Here is a 15,147-nt window from a genome sequence, read left to right as displayed (position 1 = left end):
GCCTGAGAAACAACCCCTCCCAGCCGGCGCAGTTCCTTATCGAGGAACATGACGTCTCGTTTCTCGTCGAGTTCTCTGGCCAGGTCGGGCAGCAGGGAGTGGACACGGGCGCGTCGATAAGACCTTATCGAACATTCCCCATGGTCTGCCGAAATAAGACGATCAATTGTCTTATTTCGGCACAGCCAGACTGCTGAACTCCTCAAGCCTCCCGATAGATCGGCTTGCGTAGGTTCAGCAGTCTGGCCGCAGGTCATCGCGTCGCGGTTCCCTGGCGGCCTTTTCTGAGGGGTCTTTGTCCTTTCCGCTCATGGCGTCACCTCGTTTCGTGATTTGCCGCACACTCAAGCCTTTCTTTCTATCAGCATAGCAGAGGTCAGGGGCGTTGGAGCAGGAAGGTGCTCAGGAATCCAGCTTTGCCTGCGCTTCTCGTTTCTGTGAATTGGGTGCAGCGGACGCTTGTTGACAGGCCCCGTGCGGAGGAGTATAATTCTTCTTGCTGAAATTCCACGATAGCTCAATCGGCAGAGCGGGTGGCTGTTAACCACTAGGTTCCAGGTTCGAGTCCTGGTCGTGGAGCCATTTTTGTATACGATGAACGTTGAGATCATAGAGGGGAGCCGGCGAGGACCGGCTCCTTTGTTGTACGGGGCTGAGGTGCGGAAGTGCATAGACGCGCTGTAAAGCGCAAAAATCTGACGGGACCTTTAGGAGGGGTGCTTTTCGATGAATCTGTTGTTGGAGGGGCTCATGGCCGTCACGGCGAAGCAGGCCGCGATGTACGCGGTGGGCGGCGCGCTGATCTGGCTCGCCATCAAGAAGGAGTATGAGCCGACCCTGCTGCTTCCGCTGGGCTTTGGGGCCATCCTGGTGAACCTGCCGCTGTCCGGCGTGGTGAATCAGTCCATGGCGGGCATCGGGGAGACGGCGGGGATCATCCAATGGCTGTTCGAGACGACGATCAGCGCCTCCGAGGCGCTGCCGATCCTGCTCTTTATCGGCATCGGGGCCATGATCGACTTCGGGCCTCTGTTGGCGCAGCCCGTGCTGTTCCTGTTCGGCGCCGCGGCACAGTTCGGCATCTTCGTCGCCATCAGCCTCGCGACGCTCCTGGGCTTCGACCTGAAGGACGCCGCCTCCATCGGGATCATCGGCGCGGCGGACGGCCCGACCTCCATCCTCGTGGCGCAGATCATGCGCTCCAACTACATAGGTGCCATCGCGGTGGCCGCCTACTCCTACATGGCGCTGGTGCCCATCATCCAGCCGCTGGCCATCCGGCTGGTCACCACGAAGAAGGAGCGGCGCATCCGCATGGCCTACACGCCGGGCAGCGTGACCCGGCGCACGCGCATCCTGTTCCCCATCTTCGTGACGTTCATCGTCGGGCTCATTGCCCCTGCGTCGGTGGCGCTGGTTGGCTTTTTGATGTTCGGCAACCTGGTGCGCGAGTGCGGCGTGCTGAACACGCTGTCCCGCACGGCGCAGGACGAGTTCTCCAACCTCATCACGCTGCTCCTGGGCATCACGATCTCCTTCAGCATGAAGGCGGAGGCCTTCGTGCGGACGGACACGCTCCTCATCCTGCTCATCGGGCTTGCGGCCTTCGTGTTCGACACGATCGGCGGCGTGGTCTTCGCCAAGGTGCTGAACCTCTTCCTCAAGGAGAAGGTCAATCCCATGATCGGCGCGGCCGGAATCTCCGCCTTTCCCATGTCCTCCCGCGTGGTGCAGAGGATGGCCGCGGAGGAGGAGAAGGGCAACATCCTGCTGATGCACGCGGTGGGCGCCAACGTGTCCGGTCAGATCGCCTCGGTGGTGGCGGGTGGCCTGGTCATCAGCCTGGTCACCCAGTACCTGTAAGGAGGCGAAGCGTCATGAGTCCAGAGGTCGTGCAGAACTTCATCGTCTCCCTGAAGATCATGGGGCAGGGGATGGAGGGCATCTTCGTCGTCATCGTCCTCATCAGCCTCGTGGTGTGGGCCATGGGCCGGATCCGATAGAGGCGGAGGGGACGAAAGAGCGGGCAGGGGAGCCGATCCCCCGCCCGCTCTTTTTTTGCGTTCCGACGGTGGCCCGTTACCGGGTTTCACCGCCCACCGGCTTGTAGTCCTTGAGCGCCTGCCGGCCGATGGCGTCCGCGGCGAAGATGGCGGCCGACACCTTCTCCGGCGTGACCTCGAAGGGCATGTTGTGCAGCGTGTCGTTGGGAGCGCAGGCGGCCTTGGCGACGCTCATGATCTTCTCCGGCGTCGGGTCCTCGATGCCCAGCTGCTTCATCGTCACGGGCAGGCCGACGGCCACGCAGAAACGCAGGACGGCCTGAAGCTCTTCCTGTGGGATGTCCTCCAGCACCAGCTGCGTCAGCGTGCCGAAGGCGACCTTTTCGCCGTGGTACATGTGGTGGCACTCCGGCAGGATGGTGAAGCCGTTGTGGATGGCGTGGGCGCCGGCGAGGCCGCCGCTCTCAAACCCGATGCCGGACAGCAGAGTGTTGGCCTCAATGATCTTCTCCACGGCTTCCGTGCAGGCGTGGGCCTCCAGGGCCAGCTTGGCCTTAACGCCCTCCGCCATCAGCGTGTCGAAGCACAGCTTCGCGACGGCCATGGCCGCACCGCCCGTCTTGCCGCCGGCGCAGGTGACGGCGCCGGACCTCATGCAGGCGCGGGCCTCAAAGTAGGTGGCCAGGGCGTCTCCGATGCCGGAGACCGTCAGGCGCACGGGAGACTTCGAGATGATGTCCGTGTCCATGATGACGACGTTGGGGTTGGCCTTGAAGAACTCGTACTCCTCGAACTTGCCGTCGTCGGTGTAGATGACGGAGAGGGCGCTGCAGGGTGCGTCCGTGGCAGCGATGGTGGGGCAGATGACCACGGGAGTTCCCGCCTGGTTGGCCACGGACTTGGCCGTGTCAAATATCTTGCCGCCTCCGACGCCCACCACGATGTCGCAGCCGGCCCCCTTCACGACGGCCGCGATGCGGTCGATCTCCTTTCGGGAGCACTCGCCGTTGAAGATCTCAAACTGACAGCTGGCCTTTGAGGCTTTGAAACTCGCCTCGATCTCGGCACCGCTCCGCTTCTTCCCGCCCTGGCTGACGAGCACCAGAGCCTTCGAGCCCAGGTTTGCCGTATACTCGCCGACCTTCTTCATCTCTCCCGCTCCCTGAATGTAGCGGTTCGGGCTGATAAAAATTCGTGCCATGTCGATACCCCCCTGAATAAAAACTGAACGATAATTCACCTCGATGACGCTTTACCGAGCCGGCAGTTTCATTATAGCATGGACCGGGGAAGGCGGCGTTCCGACGGTCAATTCAAGCGAATCCAATACTGTATCCTTTCGCCTTTTGACCTTTTTGCATTATAGCATCCGCCCCGCGACGGAGACAGCCGCATCCGGCGGCGGCGTCCGGCACGGCCCGGGTCGGAAGACGAAGCTGCCCCCCGCCTACGGGCGGGGGGCAGCTGGCATTGTGTTTTACGTTCCGGGGCCCGGGACGTCTTCCTCAGGCGTCGGTCTTGACCCGACAGACGTAGATTAAGCCCTCAGCCTCACTCAGCTCCGCGGTCACATAGCGCTTCATATAGCGCCGCAGAAACTCCTCTTTGGGGATAAGCGTTCCGCGCTCATCCAGGAAATGGCAGTCGGAAAAGAGAGGCCCGGAGGCCTCCTTGCCGTCCACCTTCAGGACAAGGAGTTCACCGCCCTCCACGGGCTCCACGCGCTCCAGCGTCCCGGTAACCTCCAGCATGGGGATCTCGGTCACGGCCTCTGCACGGAGTGCAAAGGCTCCCGCCGCCACCAAAGCCACCAGCAAAACCGTCCCTACCCGACGCAGCGACACGTCGCCCATCCTCATCATCACACACTCCTCTCCCTTTCGCCCATTATAAATCAATAGGCAGTAGCATCTCCGGAAACGGTCTCACGCCAGTAACGGATATAGGAGCCCAGTTTATACGGCAGCTTTATATTATTGCCCTTCATTTTTTTCTTAAAACTCAGGAGCGTGCCGTCCTGGCTGGAGTTCGCGTCCACTCCCGAACTCCGCAAGGTATCCGCTGCGCCCTTCGTAGCACCGGATTCCAGCTGTCGGGCCCCAAGATACACCCGGTCCCCCACCGCCGTGATGCCCGTAAAACGCACGTTGTGGAACGTCAGCGAATGTCCCTTGTTCGTCGTCCCGTATTCCTTTCCATCAAAATCGCTCTTGCCCGTCTCAGGGTCGAACATGTAGAGTTTCGAGTCCCCCATCCCGATGTCGCAGCTCGTCGATGCCAATCTGGGGATAAATGTCGTAACGATCACCGAGCCGCCGAAAAGATAGGGCGACGTCGTCATGAACTCCGCTCCCCACCCCCTGGAGCTGTCCCCCGATTCGGTCACGGCGGGCCTCAGACGAAGATACCAGCCCTTGTCGCCAGTCTGAACGAGGTGTTTCTTCTCCTCCTCCACGCTGAACTCCACTCCGGAGTAGGCCGGCGTCAGCTTATCCTTGAAGTAGGTCCACTCTCTCAGGTCCTTCGTCTTCAGACCGGGCTTTCCAGGCTCCAGTTTCAGCCCGAAGAGAAACTGCTGCGGATTGACGCGCGTCCTGTAGTTCCCTCCGTTCAGGTCCGGTGCCTCCAGGTCCGCGGTCCCCCCGAAGAGCCAGCGCCCCGTCTTCGTCGTCACGACGCAGAACGCCTTGGGGATCGCGACCCCCAGGTCCTCGGAGACGTTCGCATCCGCCGCGGCTGCCACGTCCTGCTTCGGCCTCACCGTGACGAGGCGGAACGGGCTCTTGAGCCCCCAGCTCGTCACCTGACCCGCCGTCTCGCAGTGCAGCACACGCCCCTCGCTGTCCGCCGTAAAGAACTCATCGAGCCCACCCCCGCGCTCCACGTAGGTGATGGGGGCCACGACCATCCCAAGGTTTTCCCCGGAGGACAGCGTATCCCACTTTTTCTTTATCTTGCCCGTCTCGGGATCCAGGGCGAAGAGCGCCTTGCCCTGCTTGTCCTCCCCCAGGGAGAGCCCGACTCCCGCCGGGAGCAGGCAGACGAAAGAGCCGTCCTTCAGCTTCGTGAAGGCGGCAGCCTGGAAGGTGAGCCCCAGGTCCGCATAATCTACGGCATCCGCAGCGCTCAAGCCACCCCATGCCGTCAGTTTTCTCTGAAACGTTCCGCCATCATAGGAGGAGTTGTCCACGGCCCAGAGCATCCTGGGACCCGTGTCCGAGCTCGTGACGTCCATGGCGTAGAGCCCACAGCCGCCACGCCCCAGGGTGCCGATCATGACGCGGTGCTCCGAGCTGTCCTGGAAGTTCACGCTCCTGGAGGTCATCAGGCCATCCAGCAGGTCCAGGGCAATGGCACGCGGCGTCGTCTTTCCGTCGCCGCCATACCACGGCCAATTCAGCAAGGGATTGAACTTCATGCTGCGCAGGCGGCTCAGGACGTTGGGCGGGACGAATCCCCACCGCTCCTGTCCCGTCTCCATGTCCAGGGCATGCAGGAAGCCCCGGTTGGTCTGAATGTAGACCGCCTTGTCCTTCGGGACGGAGACGAAGTTGGAGTGCTGCATATCCCCCAGGGGAATCTGTGGCTTCTCCCCACTGGAGTAGCCGAGCGTCAGCCAACGCTTGAACTCCTCTGCATGGTCTTTGGCGTCTCCGATCAGGGAGAGGTCGGCTGCGCTCAAGGCGCTCAGCTGCGCCAGGGAGGATCCTCTCCAGGCCCACAGGTTCCTGCCCGAGCCCTTGGCCGCCATGAGCCTCCCGGCCTCCCAAAGCGGTCCCACCGTTTTCCCCGTCTTGATGTCCAGGGACGAGCACTGGAACTTGGCCTCCCAGACATCATAGCGCCGGGGCTCGTAGGAGGCGCCGAAGATCAAACCGTGCTCCCCTCCCATCGGGTCTCCCTGGATGAGGGGGGCCCCCGAAGCCTTGGCGTCGGAGTCGACCTGGCGGAACGCATTCGTCAGGGCCTTCAGGAGCTCCGAAGCGTTGTTGGCGAAGAAGGGCTGGATGCTGGGGTCCCCCGTGCTGGGCGCCCAATTTCCAGAGGCGTCCTTCCTGGGCTGCCCGGCCGCCGCCACCTTTTTCAGGTCCTCGCGCAGGGCCTCCGCCTTCGAGGCCGTGGGGTCCACGAACCCCACCACCAGGGTCCGGACCCCCTGCTTCATTTCGTGCTCCTTCTCCAACCACCTGCCCTGGCTCTTGTCCCATCTGCGCCCCCGCATCTTCAGGGTGTCCACATAGAGCTTCAGCGTGGCGTCCGCCGCCGTGTACCCCGCGTCCGTCGCGTCGTTGCCCGCCGTGAAGACGATCAGCCAGTTGGGCTGGCAGGGCCCCGTGACGGGGAAGAACCCCTCGGTCGCCGTCTCGAACTTCAGCCCATTCGTCCTCCCCGAGCCGGGAAGCGGGGAGAAGAAGTCGATGATGCTGCCCGCGGCCTGCCCTTTGCGAAGCTTCAAGTATGAACCCTCATAATCGACAGTGTCAGCACCATAGTAGCGGATTAAATCTTGATTATTTGGGTCCTTCTTGTTTTGATGGTGGCGCCGCGCCTCGATGGAGGTGGCCAGGGGCGTCTTGCCGTCGGCAAAGAGCTCCGGGTTCGGGTTGCTGCCTTGGGGGTTCTCGATGCCATCGATGTAGCGGCGGAAGGCCGTCAGATGGGACGTGGCCTTCTGGGCGTCGTCGTAGAAGCGGCCAAAGGGGACCTTCAGGACCGCGCGGTTCACCTGACGCCATCTCCTGGCATCGTTGGAACTGTAAAAATTTCGATTGATCCCACACCAGGCAGTCTGGGAAGCGCTATAATTGTTTTGCAAACCGGTAGCCCAGCCAGGGGCTCCACCATAAGGGAAACCCGCCTTGATACCCCAATCGGGGGCCTTATAAAAATCGGCATACATTCTATGAGGGTAATTATCCTCCTGATAGCTCGTGGCCATGGCGACGCTCATGCGGGAGAACAGGTCCGCGTTCTCCGGGGAGGTCAGACGCCAGAGCACCAGCTTCATGATGTACAGGCGGCTGTCGTTGGGGACGAGCTGTTCATAGACCCTCTTGCTGGGTTTGAAAGCCTTCGGGTCATAGGGAGAACCCGGATATCCCGTTACAACGTCCCCCACTCTGACTCCAGAAGGTAGATTCACGTGATACCCACTGTCCCTGAACGTCAGGAAATACGGTTTGTTCGGCTTGCTACTCCCCTCGCCGTTCTCCGGGTAGGTGCCGTCGTAGGGCGTGTAGTAGCAGTCCGGGTCGCCGATCTTGTTGTTGCTGTTGTCCAGGTCCCGACCGTACCGGAGCCCTCCACTCGTTTCTTCCCTGCCGTTACTGCCGATATGGGGTCGGGCGCCGGAGCCGTAGGTGCAGTCCTTCAGCATCCGGACACGCTGACTCGGAGAATTGCTGTCCGTATCCTGCGGCATCGTCCCCTCGGGCGTGAAGGTCATCGGGGACCCGACGTCCAGCAACAGCAGCACGTTGGGGGGCAACCCCTCGGGGCTGTCCTCCGGCGGATACATCGACTTCTCGTAGGCCCGGGGCTCGGCGGCCCACACGCCCGTCCCCGTGCCCAACAACAGCAGCACAACCAGGAACCCCGGCAAAAAGCGCGCCACGCGACCGCACGGCGCCTGGATCATCCTGTTTTCGTTCACCGTAAGCCCTCCCTTGGAAATAACCCTTGAAATAACCCTTATGAAATAACCCACGGCGGCGTCCTTCATCCCGCTCAAAAGGGCAGAGCCGCACTAGGAGATATCGGAGGAGGCGACGGCAAAGAACCCCTCCTCCGCGCTGCGCTGAAAGCGCCACGGAGCGCTCCCGTCCTTCCGCGTATAGAGCTGCACCCGAAGGAGGTAAGCTCCAAATACCCCATAAATTTTCTCCTGGCTGACCGAGACCTGCACCGAACCGCCGCCGCCGCTCACCGACGGATCGGTCGTCGAACCATCCGGGCTCGAAGAACTTCCCGTGCCCGAGAACGAAGGAGGCAGGAGCGAAGGGGGAAAGGATCTCAGCTTCGCGGGGTGCTCCATAAGGTCCTTCGTGAGGTCCTCGATCCGGTAGTTGGCGTCATAGACCTGGACCACCAATCGCTGATTCCCCTCGGTACGATCCGTGCTCAGCACGTCGGGATGCTCCGTTACCTGAAGGTCCTCCAGGCGTTTGATGGGATTTCCATAATCGGCCGCAGTGTACCCCTGTCCATGCAGGACACGCCCTCCTCCCTCGTACCGATCCTGATTCGTCTTGATGAGGAAGGCCTCGATCCGCTTCACCTCGTTCGCAACGTCGATATGCTGCTCGTAGGCCATGCGCTGGAAGATCGATCCCCTGGAAAACCCTTCGGTCAACACGAGCATCCCCACGGTAAGCGCCGCACCCACCAAAATGACGATCAGCGCCATGACCAAAATAAACCCGCGCCTGCGTCTGGCCCAGCCCCCCGACCTCCTCCGTCCGGTGTTCATCCGTTTCTCCATACTCAATCCCACCTCTCACCTGACGTCATCAATTCCGTATCCTCCAGGTCATGCTTTCCACCAAAAGGCGGAGATTTCGATCCCTCGCGCTGAAATAGTCCTCCACCGGCGCTTCACGCTTCGGCCAGGACTCGGGGACGCCCGGACTCACCTTGGGGTTGTTGATCCCCCGCGCTGCCAGGGTCATCGTCAGAAGGTGGGAAGCAGGATCAAAACGGAAACAGGCCGCCGCGATGTTCTCCGCCACGACCTCCTCGACCGGGGCCTTTTTGTGCTCCTCGTAAATGAAGCGGATCAGCCGCCCGTTCCGGACCTGCAAGCGCACCACCTGCAGCAGGTGCACCTCCTCGAGGCCGCGGAGCTGCCCTCCCAGAAGGATCTTCTTGTCCGGCGTCGTAAAGGCAGAACTCGCGAAGGCAAACGGCGCGACCCTGGCCTCCAGGTGATCCGCATTGACGCCATTGACCTGCAACGGCACCCCGAAGCTCGGCAGGACAATCCACGACCGATGATTCTTTATCTCGGTCAGAACCCCAATCTCCCGTCCGCTGTTCGTCTTGAAATTCTTGAGACGTCCTATCCCGGAGGCTCCATTGATAGGATACAGCTTCAGGGTCGGGTTTTCAGCGTCATTCCAATAGGCGGCTATCTCCTTGTTCTTTTCGTAATTCACGCAGTTCTTGGAGGTATCCCGAGGCATGGCCGGAGACACGCCAAAATCCGGGCTGAGCAACACCCCCGTGGGGACGGCCCACACGCAATAGAGCGAATTTCCAACGTAGCAGCCGGAGGAGGTCTTGGCCTTGACGGCCTTATCCGGAAGGTCGCCGTTAGCCACCGTCATGGCGCCGCCCCACGCCATATCCCCCCGCTGGATATCCCCCATGTGGGCCATGAGAGGAGGCTCACCACCTCCTGCATAAAAGGCCGCAGCAAATTGACCGCCGTCCAGCGAGAGCCCCAGGCCCGCGTTGCTGAAATCCTCTGCGACCGCCCGAAACGCCCTTTCGAGCTCCTCACGCCCCAACGTGTAATCCTCCGTACTGGAATAGGAATTGTAAAAAGACATCAGGGCACTTACCAGCGCACCGCCGACGATAGCCACGACAACGATGGCAATCATCAGCTCCACAAACGTCAATCCGCGTCTTCTCATGCCTGCATCCTCTCCCGGCCGGAGGCGCGCCAGCCCCCGACGCCTCAAAACCGGCAGCTATCGGCCGGCACTCCGCTCCTCATAGGCGCTCACAAACCCGGCAAACGTCAGTTTTCCACCATCGGAACGGGCCACATCCAGCTTGATAGGATACGATCCACCCACGGCCGGCGTCATCGACGGCGTAACGATCATCCCACCCCAACGGTACGCAGATTCCTCATGCACCCAGCCCAACCGATCGGCCACAGCATCGAAAAACATCGTGGAAGACGACTTGAGCATGGACTTGTCCGTCGTCCCCATCGCCTCGAACCAGCTCTGCGCCACAAGACGCGCGTCCAGATCCACCTGAGTAAAAGCACGCATCCTCATCGTCATCGCCATGCTGCCGAAGATACCACCGAAGACGATGAGCACCACGATAATCAGGATCAATGCCTCCCCCAGGGCAAAAGCACCGCGTCGCCGCAGCCCTCCAGCCGAGATGGACAAAACTTTTCTCCTCATCCGATCCTCTCTCATCCGAATTTGCCTCATCCGCAATCCTCTCACTCGAATCCCTCCGGTCCTCCGAGAGAAAACAGCATTTGAAATCGCCCAAGAGCTCAGGCCAACAGGGCCCAAAAGTTTTCTCCCCAGACATGAGCCCCCGGTCCACCGGCGTTTGACCCTCCGCCCCCTTGCCGAAATTGGGCACAAATCCTCCCTTATAAGATTATGGATAAAAAGCCTCAAAGTCAATAGGCATATAGAACTATATTTATTCCCTATGGCTACAGCCGGCTCCCCTCCAGGCGTTTTTTTCGCCTTTTCAGGGCGGTCCTGCGCTCGGCCAGGCACTCCTTTCCCGCCGCAATCTGGGGGCTGCCTGCTCAAATTCCGTGCCGCCATAGGGGTTCCGACGTCTCACGCTGGCCTCCGGGGAGAGCGGCTCCAGGGCATCCGCCCCCACCGACGGGATCTACTCCTTCCACTTCTCATTGGCTCGCCGTCGTCCTGCGATCGTGCACGGTCGCGCCCTCCGCCGTCCCGCTCAGGATGAGGGCGCGGGCGGAGAGGCCGTGCCGGGCGAAGGCGGCGCGCATGGCCGAGGCCACGGGCTCCGTCGGCCCGCGGGTCAGTGCGATCATCGTGGGCCCCGATCCGCTGATGAAGGCCGCGGCGCATTCCGACCGGCGGCGCGCTTCCTCCAGGACCTCAGCGCCGCCGGGGATCAGCCCCGTGCGGTAGGGCTGATGCAGCCGGTCCTCCGAGACAAAGGGCAGGACGTCCCAGCGCCCCGTGGCCCACGCGGCGGCGAGGAGGGCCGCCCGGCTGACGTTGAGGATCGCGTCCCGAAAGGGCACCTCGCCGGGTAGGATCGCGCGCGCCGACTCCGTGCTGACCTCGCAGTCCGGGACGACGGCCACCGCCTGCAGGTCCTGCGGCAGGGGCGGCAGCCGGACGCAGCACAGGCGCTCTCCGTCCCAGCAGGAGATCGTCATGCCGCCCACGGCGCAGGGCACGACGTTGTCCGGGTGCCCCTCGATGGCCGTCATGAGGCGCAGGGCTTCGTCCTCTGGTGCGCGGGCGTCCGTCAGGAGGTTGGCCAGCATCACGCCCGCCACCACGGCCGTCGAGGAGCTGCCCAGCCCCCGGCGGAGAGGGATGGCGTTGTGGCTTTCTAGGGCGAAGCCCCGGCGCGGGACGCCCCACTCGTCGCAGGCGCGGCAGTAGCTTTTGACGAGCAGGTTCTTTTCCACGTCGCCCAGCTCCTGCGCGCCCTCCCCCGTCACGCGGACCGTGAAGCGCCCCTCCGGCAGGACATCCGTCACGCTGAAGCGGTTGTGGAGGGACAGGGCCATGCCGAAGGTGTCGAAGCCCGGTCCCATGTTCGCCGTCGTCGCCGGGACCTTGAGGGCGACGACGGGTTCCGCGTCCCGCCTCATGAGCGGCCCGCCAGGACCTTCAACAGCTCTTCGGGCGAGTCGCCGATCTCGATGGGGCGCCCCACCTGTCCCATGGCGGTGTCCGGGTCCTTCAGGCCGTTGCCCGTCAGGACCATCGTCACGGTGATGCCCTCCGGCAGACGGCCCTGCCCCTTGAGCTTGACGAGGCCCGCCAGCGGGGCGCAGGACGCGGGCTCCGCGAAGACGCCGCCCTCGCTGGCCAGGAGCCGCTGGGCGCTCAGGATCTCCTCGTCGGACACGGCGTTGAACTCGCCGCCCGACTCCTGAACGGCGGCCCGCGCCAGGTGTGCGCTGACTGGGTTCCCGATGCGGATGGCCGTGGCGACCGTCTCCGGTTCGGGGCAGGGCTTGCCCGTCACGAGCGGCGCGGCCCCCTCGGCCTGGAAGCCCATCATTCGGGGAAGGCGCGGTATCTTTCCCAGCTTGTGGTACTCCGAGTAGCCTGCCCAGTAGGCGCTGATGTTGCCCGCATTCCCCACCGGTATGGCGTGCCAGTCCGGCGCGCGGCCTCCCAGCGCCTCGCAGACCTCCCAGGCCCCCGACCGCTGCCCGATGAGTCGATAGGGGTTCACGGAGTTCACCATGGCGCAGCCGCTCTCCTCCGCGCCCCGGCGGGCCAGCTCGAGGGCCCGGTCGAAGTTGCCACGCACGGCGATGACCGTGGCCCCGTACATCAGTGCCTGCGCCAGCTTCCCCATCGCCACCTTGCCGGCGGGCAGCAGGACGTAGCAGGGGATGCCCACGGAGGCCGCGTAGGCGGCGGCCGAGGCCGAGGTGTTTCCCGTCGAGGCGCAGATCAGGGCCCGCCGCCCCTCCTCCAGCGCCTTGGCCACGGCCAGCACCATGCCGCGGTCCTTGAAGGACCCCGAGGGGTTGCAGCCCTCAAACTTTCCGTAGAGCTTCACTCCGAGCCGGTCCCCGATGCGGGGCAGCGGGATCAGGGGCGTGCTGCCCTCCTCCAGGTTGACCTGTGGCGTGGACGGCGTGATGGGGAGAAGTTCCCCGTATCGCTTTAGAACACCCATGAACGATCAATCCTCCTCTTGAGCCAGAGCGGCCCTTCGGGCCCACGCTCTTTTCAGGAATTATACGCGATGATGGGCACCTTGGGGGAATGATTGAGGGATCGTTGGCGCAATCTCAGGGGGATGGCGGGGGTGCGTGCCCAAACCGCAGTAGTGAAAGGGGGCTGGCTGAATCGCCGACACACCTTGTGTTGTGTTGGTGTCGGCCGATCTGCCATGACGCAGGCCCTCTCCAGAGTTACAACCCCTCCGCCGCCTTCGGCGGATTTGGGCCCCCAATCCCAGCTTGACTTTCTGCTGTGCTTGTGTAATGATTTGCAACATCGTTCGACAAGCCTCTTTTACGTTGTAAGAGGATGCTCTGAGTTTGCGGCCGACAGGGCCGTGCGGCTTTTGGAACTTGGAATCGAGGTCTTTTGAGATGCGTCTTACCGCAGTCAAGCTCTTTAGCTATTGCTTTTTCGGCTTTGCCTATGATTACGGCAGGCCCAATTTGCGCTTGGCTGGGAGTGAAGCTCTTTAACGCACCCTCTTCGTTACGGCATCAAGAACGCCCCCGGCAGCCATGAAGCGCTGCGGGGGCGTTTTCGTTCTCATAATAAAACTTATGGAGGTAGTCGTCATGATCATCATTCTGAAAAAAGATCCGGATCCAGCACAGCTTGAGAGCCTCGTCGCGTGGCTTCGGGACAAAGGGCTTCAGGTCCACACCAGCACGGGCGAGTCCCACATCGTGCTGGGGCTCGTGGGCGACACGGCCGCAATGGACATCGATCTCATCGCTGCCCTCGACATCGTCGAGAGCGTGCGGCGCGTCCAGGAGCCCTACAAGAAGGCCAACCGCAAATTCCACCCCAAGGACACCGTCATCGAGGTCGCAGGCCGCCAGATCGGCGGCGGGACCCTCACCATCATGGCGGGGCCCTGCTCCGTCGAGAGCGAGGAGCAGATCCTGGCCGTGGCCCAGGCCGTGAAGGAGAGCGGCGCGACGATGCTCCGCGGCGGCGCCTTCAAGCCGCGCACCTCCCCCTACTCCTTTCAGGGCAAGGGCGTCGAGGGCCTTCGCCTTTTGAGCCTCGCCAAGAAGGCCACAGGGCTGCCCATCGTCACCGAGCTGATGGAGGTCCACCAGCTTGAGTACTTCGACGACGTGGACGTCATCCAAGTTGGAGCGCGCAACATGCAGAACTTCAACCTTCTGAAGGAGCTGGGCAAACAGGACAAGCCCATCCTCTTGAAGCGCGGCATGTCCGGCACCATCGAGGAGCTCCTGATGAGCGCGGAGTACGTCATGAGCGAGGGCAACGAGAAGGTCGTCCTCTGCGAGCGAGGCATCCGAACCTTCGAGACCGCAACGCGCAACACGCTGGACCTCTCCGCCATTCCCGTCCTGCGGCAGCAGAGCCACCTCCCCATCATCGTGGACCCCAGCCACGCCACGGGCAAGGCCAACCTCGTCCCCCCCATGGCCCTCGCCGCCGTGGCGGCCGGAGCCGACGGCCTGATCATTGAGGTCCACAACGACCCACAGCACGCCCTCTGCGACGGAAGCCAGTCCCTGCGCCCTGAGGTCTTCGACCGGCTGGCGAGGCAGATCAAGGCCCTTCACGCCGCCGTACAAGAGCTGGAGAGGACGGCATGAACGTCGGGATCGTCGGCCTGGGGCTCATCGGCGGCTCCATGGCGAAAAGCGTCAAGACGCGTACGCTCCACACCGTATGGGGGGCGGACATCGACCGCGAAACCATGACGCTGGCCCGCCTGTGTGGGGCCATCGACGGGCCTCTGACGGATGAAAACCTCGCCGACTGCGACCTCCTCCTGCTGGCCCTGGCGCCCCGGTCCGTCGTCGGCTGGGTGCAGGAGCACGCGAAAGGGATATCCCGCAAGACCGTCGTGATCGACCTGTGCGGGATCAAGCGGGCCGTCTGCCGGGAGCTCGCGCCCCTGGCGCGCCAGCACGGCTTCACCTACGTCGGGGGGCATCCCATGGCGGGCCTGGAGCGCAGTGGGTTCGTCAACGCTCAGCCGGACCTCTTCGCCGGCAGCTCGATGATCCTCATGAGGGGCCCGGACACGGACATCCAGCTCCTCGACCGGCTCAAGGCCTTCTTCACGGACGTCGGCTTCGCCTCCCTCACCTTCACGACCCCGGAGGAGCACGACCGGATCATCGCCTACACCTCCCAACTGGCCCACGTGGTGTCGAGCGCCTACGTCCGCTCTCCGGAGGCCCTCGAACGCAGAGGCTTCTCCGCCGGCAGCTTTCGGGACATGACCCGCGTGGCGCGCCTCGACGAAATCCTCTGGACGGAGCTCCTCATGGACAATCGGGACTTTCTCGTCGGCCAGATCGAGACCCTGATCGACAACTTAAACGGATACCTCGACGCTCTGAAGTCGGACGACGCCGCACGCCTCAGGGCTCTCCTAAAGGAAGGCCGGGAGAAAAAGGCCCAGGCGGGAGGGAACTGAATGTCCGCCGTCGTGAGGGTCAACGTGGGGTCAGGGTACGACGTCGAGGTCGGGG

General features: G+C 62.8%; 13 protein-coding genes and 1 tRNA gene. 6 read left to right on the top strand and 8 right to left on the bottom strand.

Going from position 1 to position 15,147, the window contains the following annotated elements:
* The 4 genes from SY1_RS07555 to SY1_RS12565 form a co-directional block, all read left to right on the top strand.
* On the top strand, window positions 1–197 hold a 197-nt coding region (locus SY1_RS07555), incomplete at its 5' end, for a hypothetical protein (RefSeq protein ID WP_208873309.1).
* 309 nt (window positions 198–506) lie between these two features.
* Window positions 507–582 (top strand) — tRNA-Asn (locus tag SY1_RS07550).
* 144 nt (window positions 583–726) lie between these two features.
* Window positions 727–1,863, top strand: a complete 1,137-nt coding sequence (locus SY1_RS07545) for a sodium ion-translocating decarboxylase subunit beta (protein WP_015556668.1) — start codon at window positions 727–729, stop codon at window positions 1,861–1,863.
* A 14-nt stretch (window positions 1,864–1,877) separates the two neighbouring features.
* Window positions 1,878–2,003 (top strand): hypothetical protein, encoded by a 126-nt coding sequence (locus tag SY1_RS12565; RefSeq protein ID WP_015556667.1) that lies wholly within the window; start codon window positions 1,878–1,880, stop codon window positions 2,001–2,003.
* 76 nt (window positions 2,004–2,079) lie between these two features.
* Here SY1_RS12565 and SY1_RS07540 read toward each other — a convergent pair whose 3' ends face one another.
* The 8 genes from SY1_RS07540 to thrC form a co-directional block, all read right to left on the bottom strand.
* Complete coding sequence (locus tag SY1_RS07540) at window positions 2,080–3,204, bottom strand: glycerol dehydrogenase (RefSeq protein WP_015556666.1); 1,125 nt, start codon at window positions 3,202–3,204, stop codon at window positions 2,080–2,082.
* A gap of 304 nt (window positions 3,205–3,508) precedes the next feature.
* On the bottom strand, window positions 3,509–3,862 hold the full coding sequence (locus tag SY1_RS07535; protein WP_208873307.1) for a hypothetical protein: 354 nt from the start codon (window positions 3,860–3,862) through the stop codon (window positions 3,509–3,511).
* Window positions 3,863–3,897: 35 nt separating this feature from the next.
* The gene (locus tag SY1_RS07530) at window positions 3,898–7,656 is read right to left on the bottom strand and encodes a PilC/PilY family type IV pilus protein (protein WP_208873305.1); all 3,759 of its coding nucleotides are present in this window, start codon (window positions 7,654–7,656) and stop codon (window positions 3,898–3,900) included.
* A gap of 93 nt (window positions 7,657–7,749) precedes the next feature.
* Window positions 7,750–8,484, bottom strand: a complete 735-nt coding sequence (locus SY1_RS07525; RefSeq protein WP_015556664.1) for a hypothetical protein — start codon at window positions 8,482–8,484, stop codon at window positions 7,750–7,752.
* Window positions 8,485–8,512: 28 nt separating this feature from the next.
* Complete coding sequence (locus tag SY1_RS07520; RefSeq protein WP_208873303.1) at window positions 8,513–9,640, bottom strand: PulJ/GspJ family protein; 1,128 nt, start codon at window positions 9,638–9,640, stop codon at window positions 8,513–8,515.
* A gap of 57 nt (window positions 9,641–9,697) precedes the next feature.
* The gene (locus SY1_RS07515) at window positions 9,698–10,150 is read right to left on the bottom strand and encodes a hypothetical protein (RefSeq protein WP_208873302.1); all 453 of its coding nucleotides are present in this window, start codon (window positions 10,148–10,150) and stop codon (window positions 9,698–9,700) included.
* A gap of 470 nt (window positions 10,151–10,620) precedes the next feature.
* The gene (gene thrB, locus SY1_RS07510) at window positions 10,621–11,571 is read right to left on the bottom strand and encodes a homoserine kinase (RefSeq protein WP_015556662.1); all 951 of its coding nucleotides are present in this window, start codon (window positions 11,569–11,571) and stop codon (window positions 10,621–10,623) included.
* The gene (gene thrC, locus SY1_RS07505) at window positions 11,568–12,617 is read right to left on the bottom strand and encodes a threonine synthase (protein ID WP_015556661.1); all 1,050 of its coding nucleotides are present in this window, start codon (window positions 12,615–12,617) and stop codon (window positions 11,568–11,570) included. The genes thrB and thrC overlap by 4 nt, the downstream gene beginning before the upstream one ends.
* Window positions 12,618–13,239: 622 nt before the next feature.
* Here thrC and aroF point away from each other — a divergent pair.
* Window positions 13,240–14,259 (top strand): 3-deoxy-7-phosphoheptulonate synthase, encoded by a 1,020-nt coding sequence (gene aroF, locus SY1_RS07500; protein WP_015556660.1) that lies wholly within the window; start codon window positions 13,240–13,242, stop codon window positions 14,257–14,259.
* Complete coding sequence (locus SY1_RS07495) at window positions 14,256–15,092, top strand: prephenate dehydrogenase (protein ID WP_015556659.1); 837 nt, start codon at window positions 14,256–14,258, stop codon at window positions 15,090–15,092. Before aroF ends, SY1_RS07495 begins: the two co-directional genes overlap by 4 nt.
* Window positions 15,093–15,147: the final 55 nt, after the last annotated feature.

The organism is Fretibacterium fastidiosum (assembly GCF_000210715.1).
In the GTDB taxonomy this organism is placed as follows: Bacteria; Synergistota; Synergistia; order Synergistales; family Aminobacteriaceae; genus Fretibacterium; species Fretibacterium fastidiosum.
This window is presented reverse-complemented; position numbering and strand designations above follow the sequence as displayed.

Excerpts from the sequence above, each read along its gene's own strand:
- SY1_RS07545 (WP_015556668.1), top strand. The coding sequence starts at position 727 with ATGAATCTGTTGTTGGAGGGGCTCATGGCCGTCACGGCGAAGCAGGCC.
- SY1_RS12565 (WP_015556667.1), top strand. The coding sequence starts at position 1,878 with ATGAGTCCAGAGGTCGTGCAGAACTTCATCGTCTCCCTGAAGATCATG.
- SY1_RS07540 (WP_015556666.1), bottom strand. The coding sequence starts at position 3,204 with ATGGCACGAATTTTTATCAGCCCGAACCGCTACATTCAGGGAGCGGGA.
- SY1_RS07535 (WP_208873307.1), bottom strand. The coding sequence starts at position 3,862 with ATGAGGATGGGCGACGTGTCGCTGCGTCGGGTAGGGACGGTTTTGCTG.
- SY1_RS07525 (WP_015556664.1), bottom strand. The coding sequence starts at position 8,484 with ATGGAGAAACGGATGAACACCGGACGGAGGAGGTCGGGGGGCTGGGCC.
- SY1_RS07520 (WP_208873303.1), bottom strand. The coding sequence starts at position 9,640 with ATGAGAAGACGCGGATTGACGTTTGTGGAGCTGATGATTGCCATCGTT.
- SY1_RS07515 (WP_208873302.1), bottom strand. The coding sequence starts at position 10,150 with ATGAGGAGAAAAGTTTTGTCCATCTCGGCTGGAGGGCTGCGGCGACGC.
- thrB (WP_015556662.1), bottom strand. The coding sequence starts at position 11,571 with ATGAGGCGGGACGCGGAACCCGTCGTCGCCCTCAAGGTCCCGGCGACG.
- thrC (WP_015556661.1), bottom strand. The coding sequence starts at position 12,617 with ATGGGTGTTCTAAAGCGATACGGGGAACTTCTCCCCATCACGCCGTCC.
- aroF (WP_015556660.1), top strand. The coding sequence starts at position 13,240 with ATGATCATCATTCTGAAAAAAGATCCGGATCCAGCACAGCTTGAGAGC.
- SY1_RS07495 (WP_015556659.1), top strand. The coding sequence starts at position 14,256 with ATGAACGTCGGGATCGTCGGCCTGGGGCTCATCGGCGGCTCCATGGCG.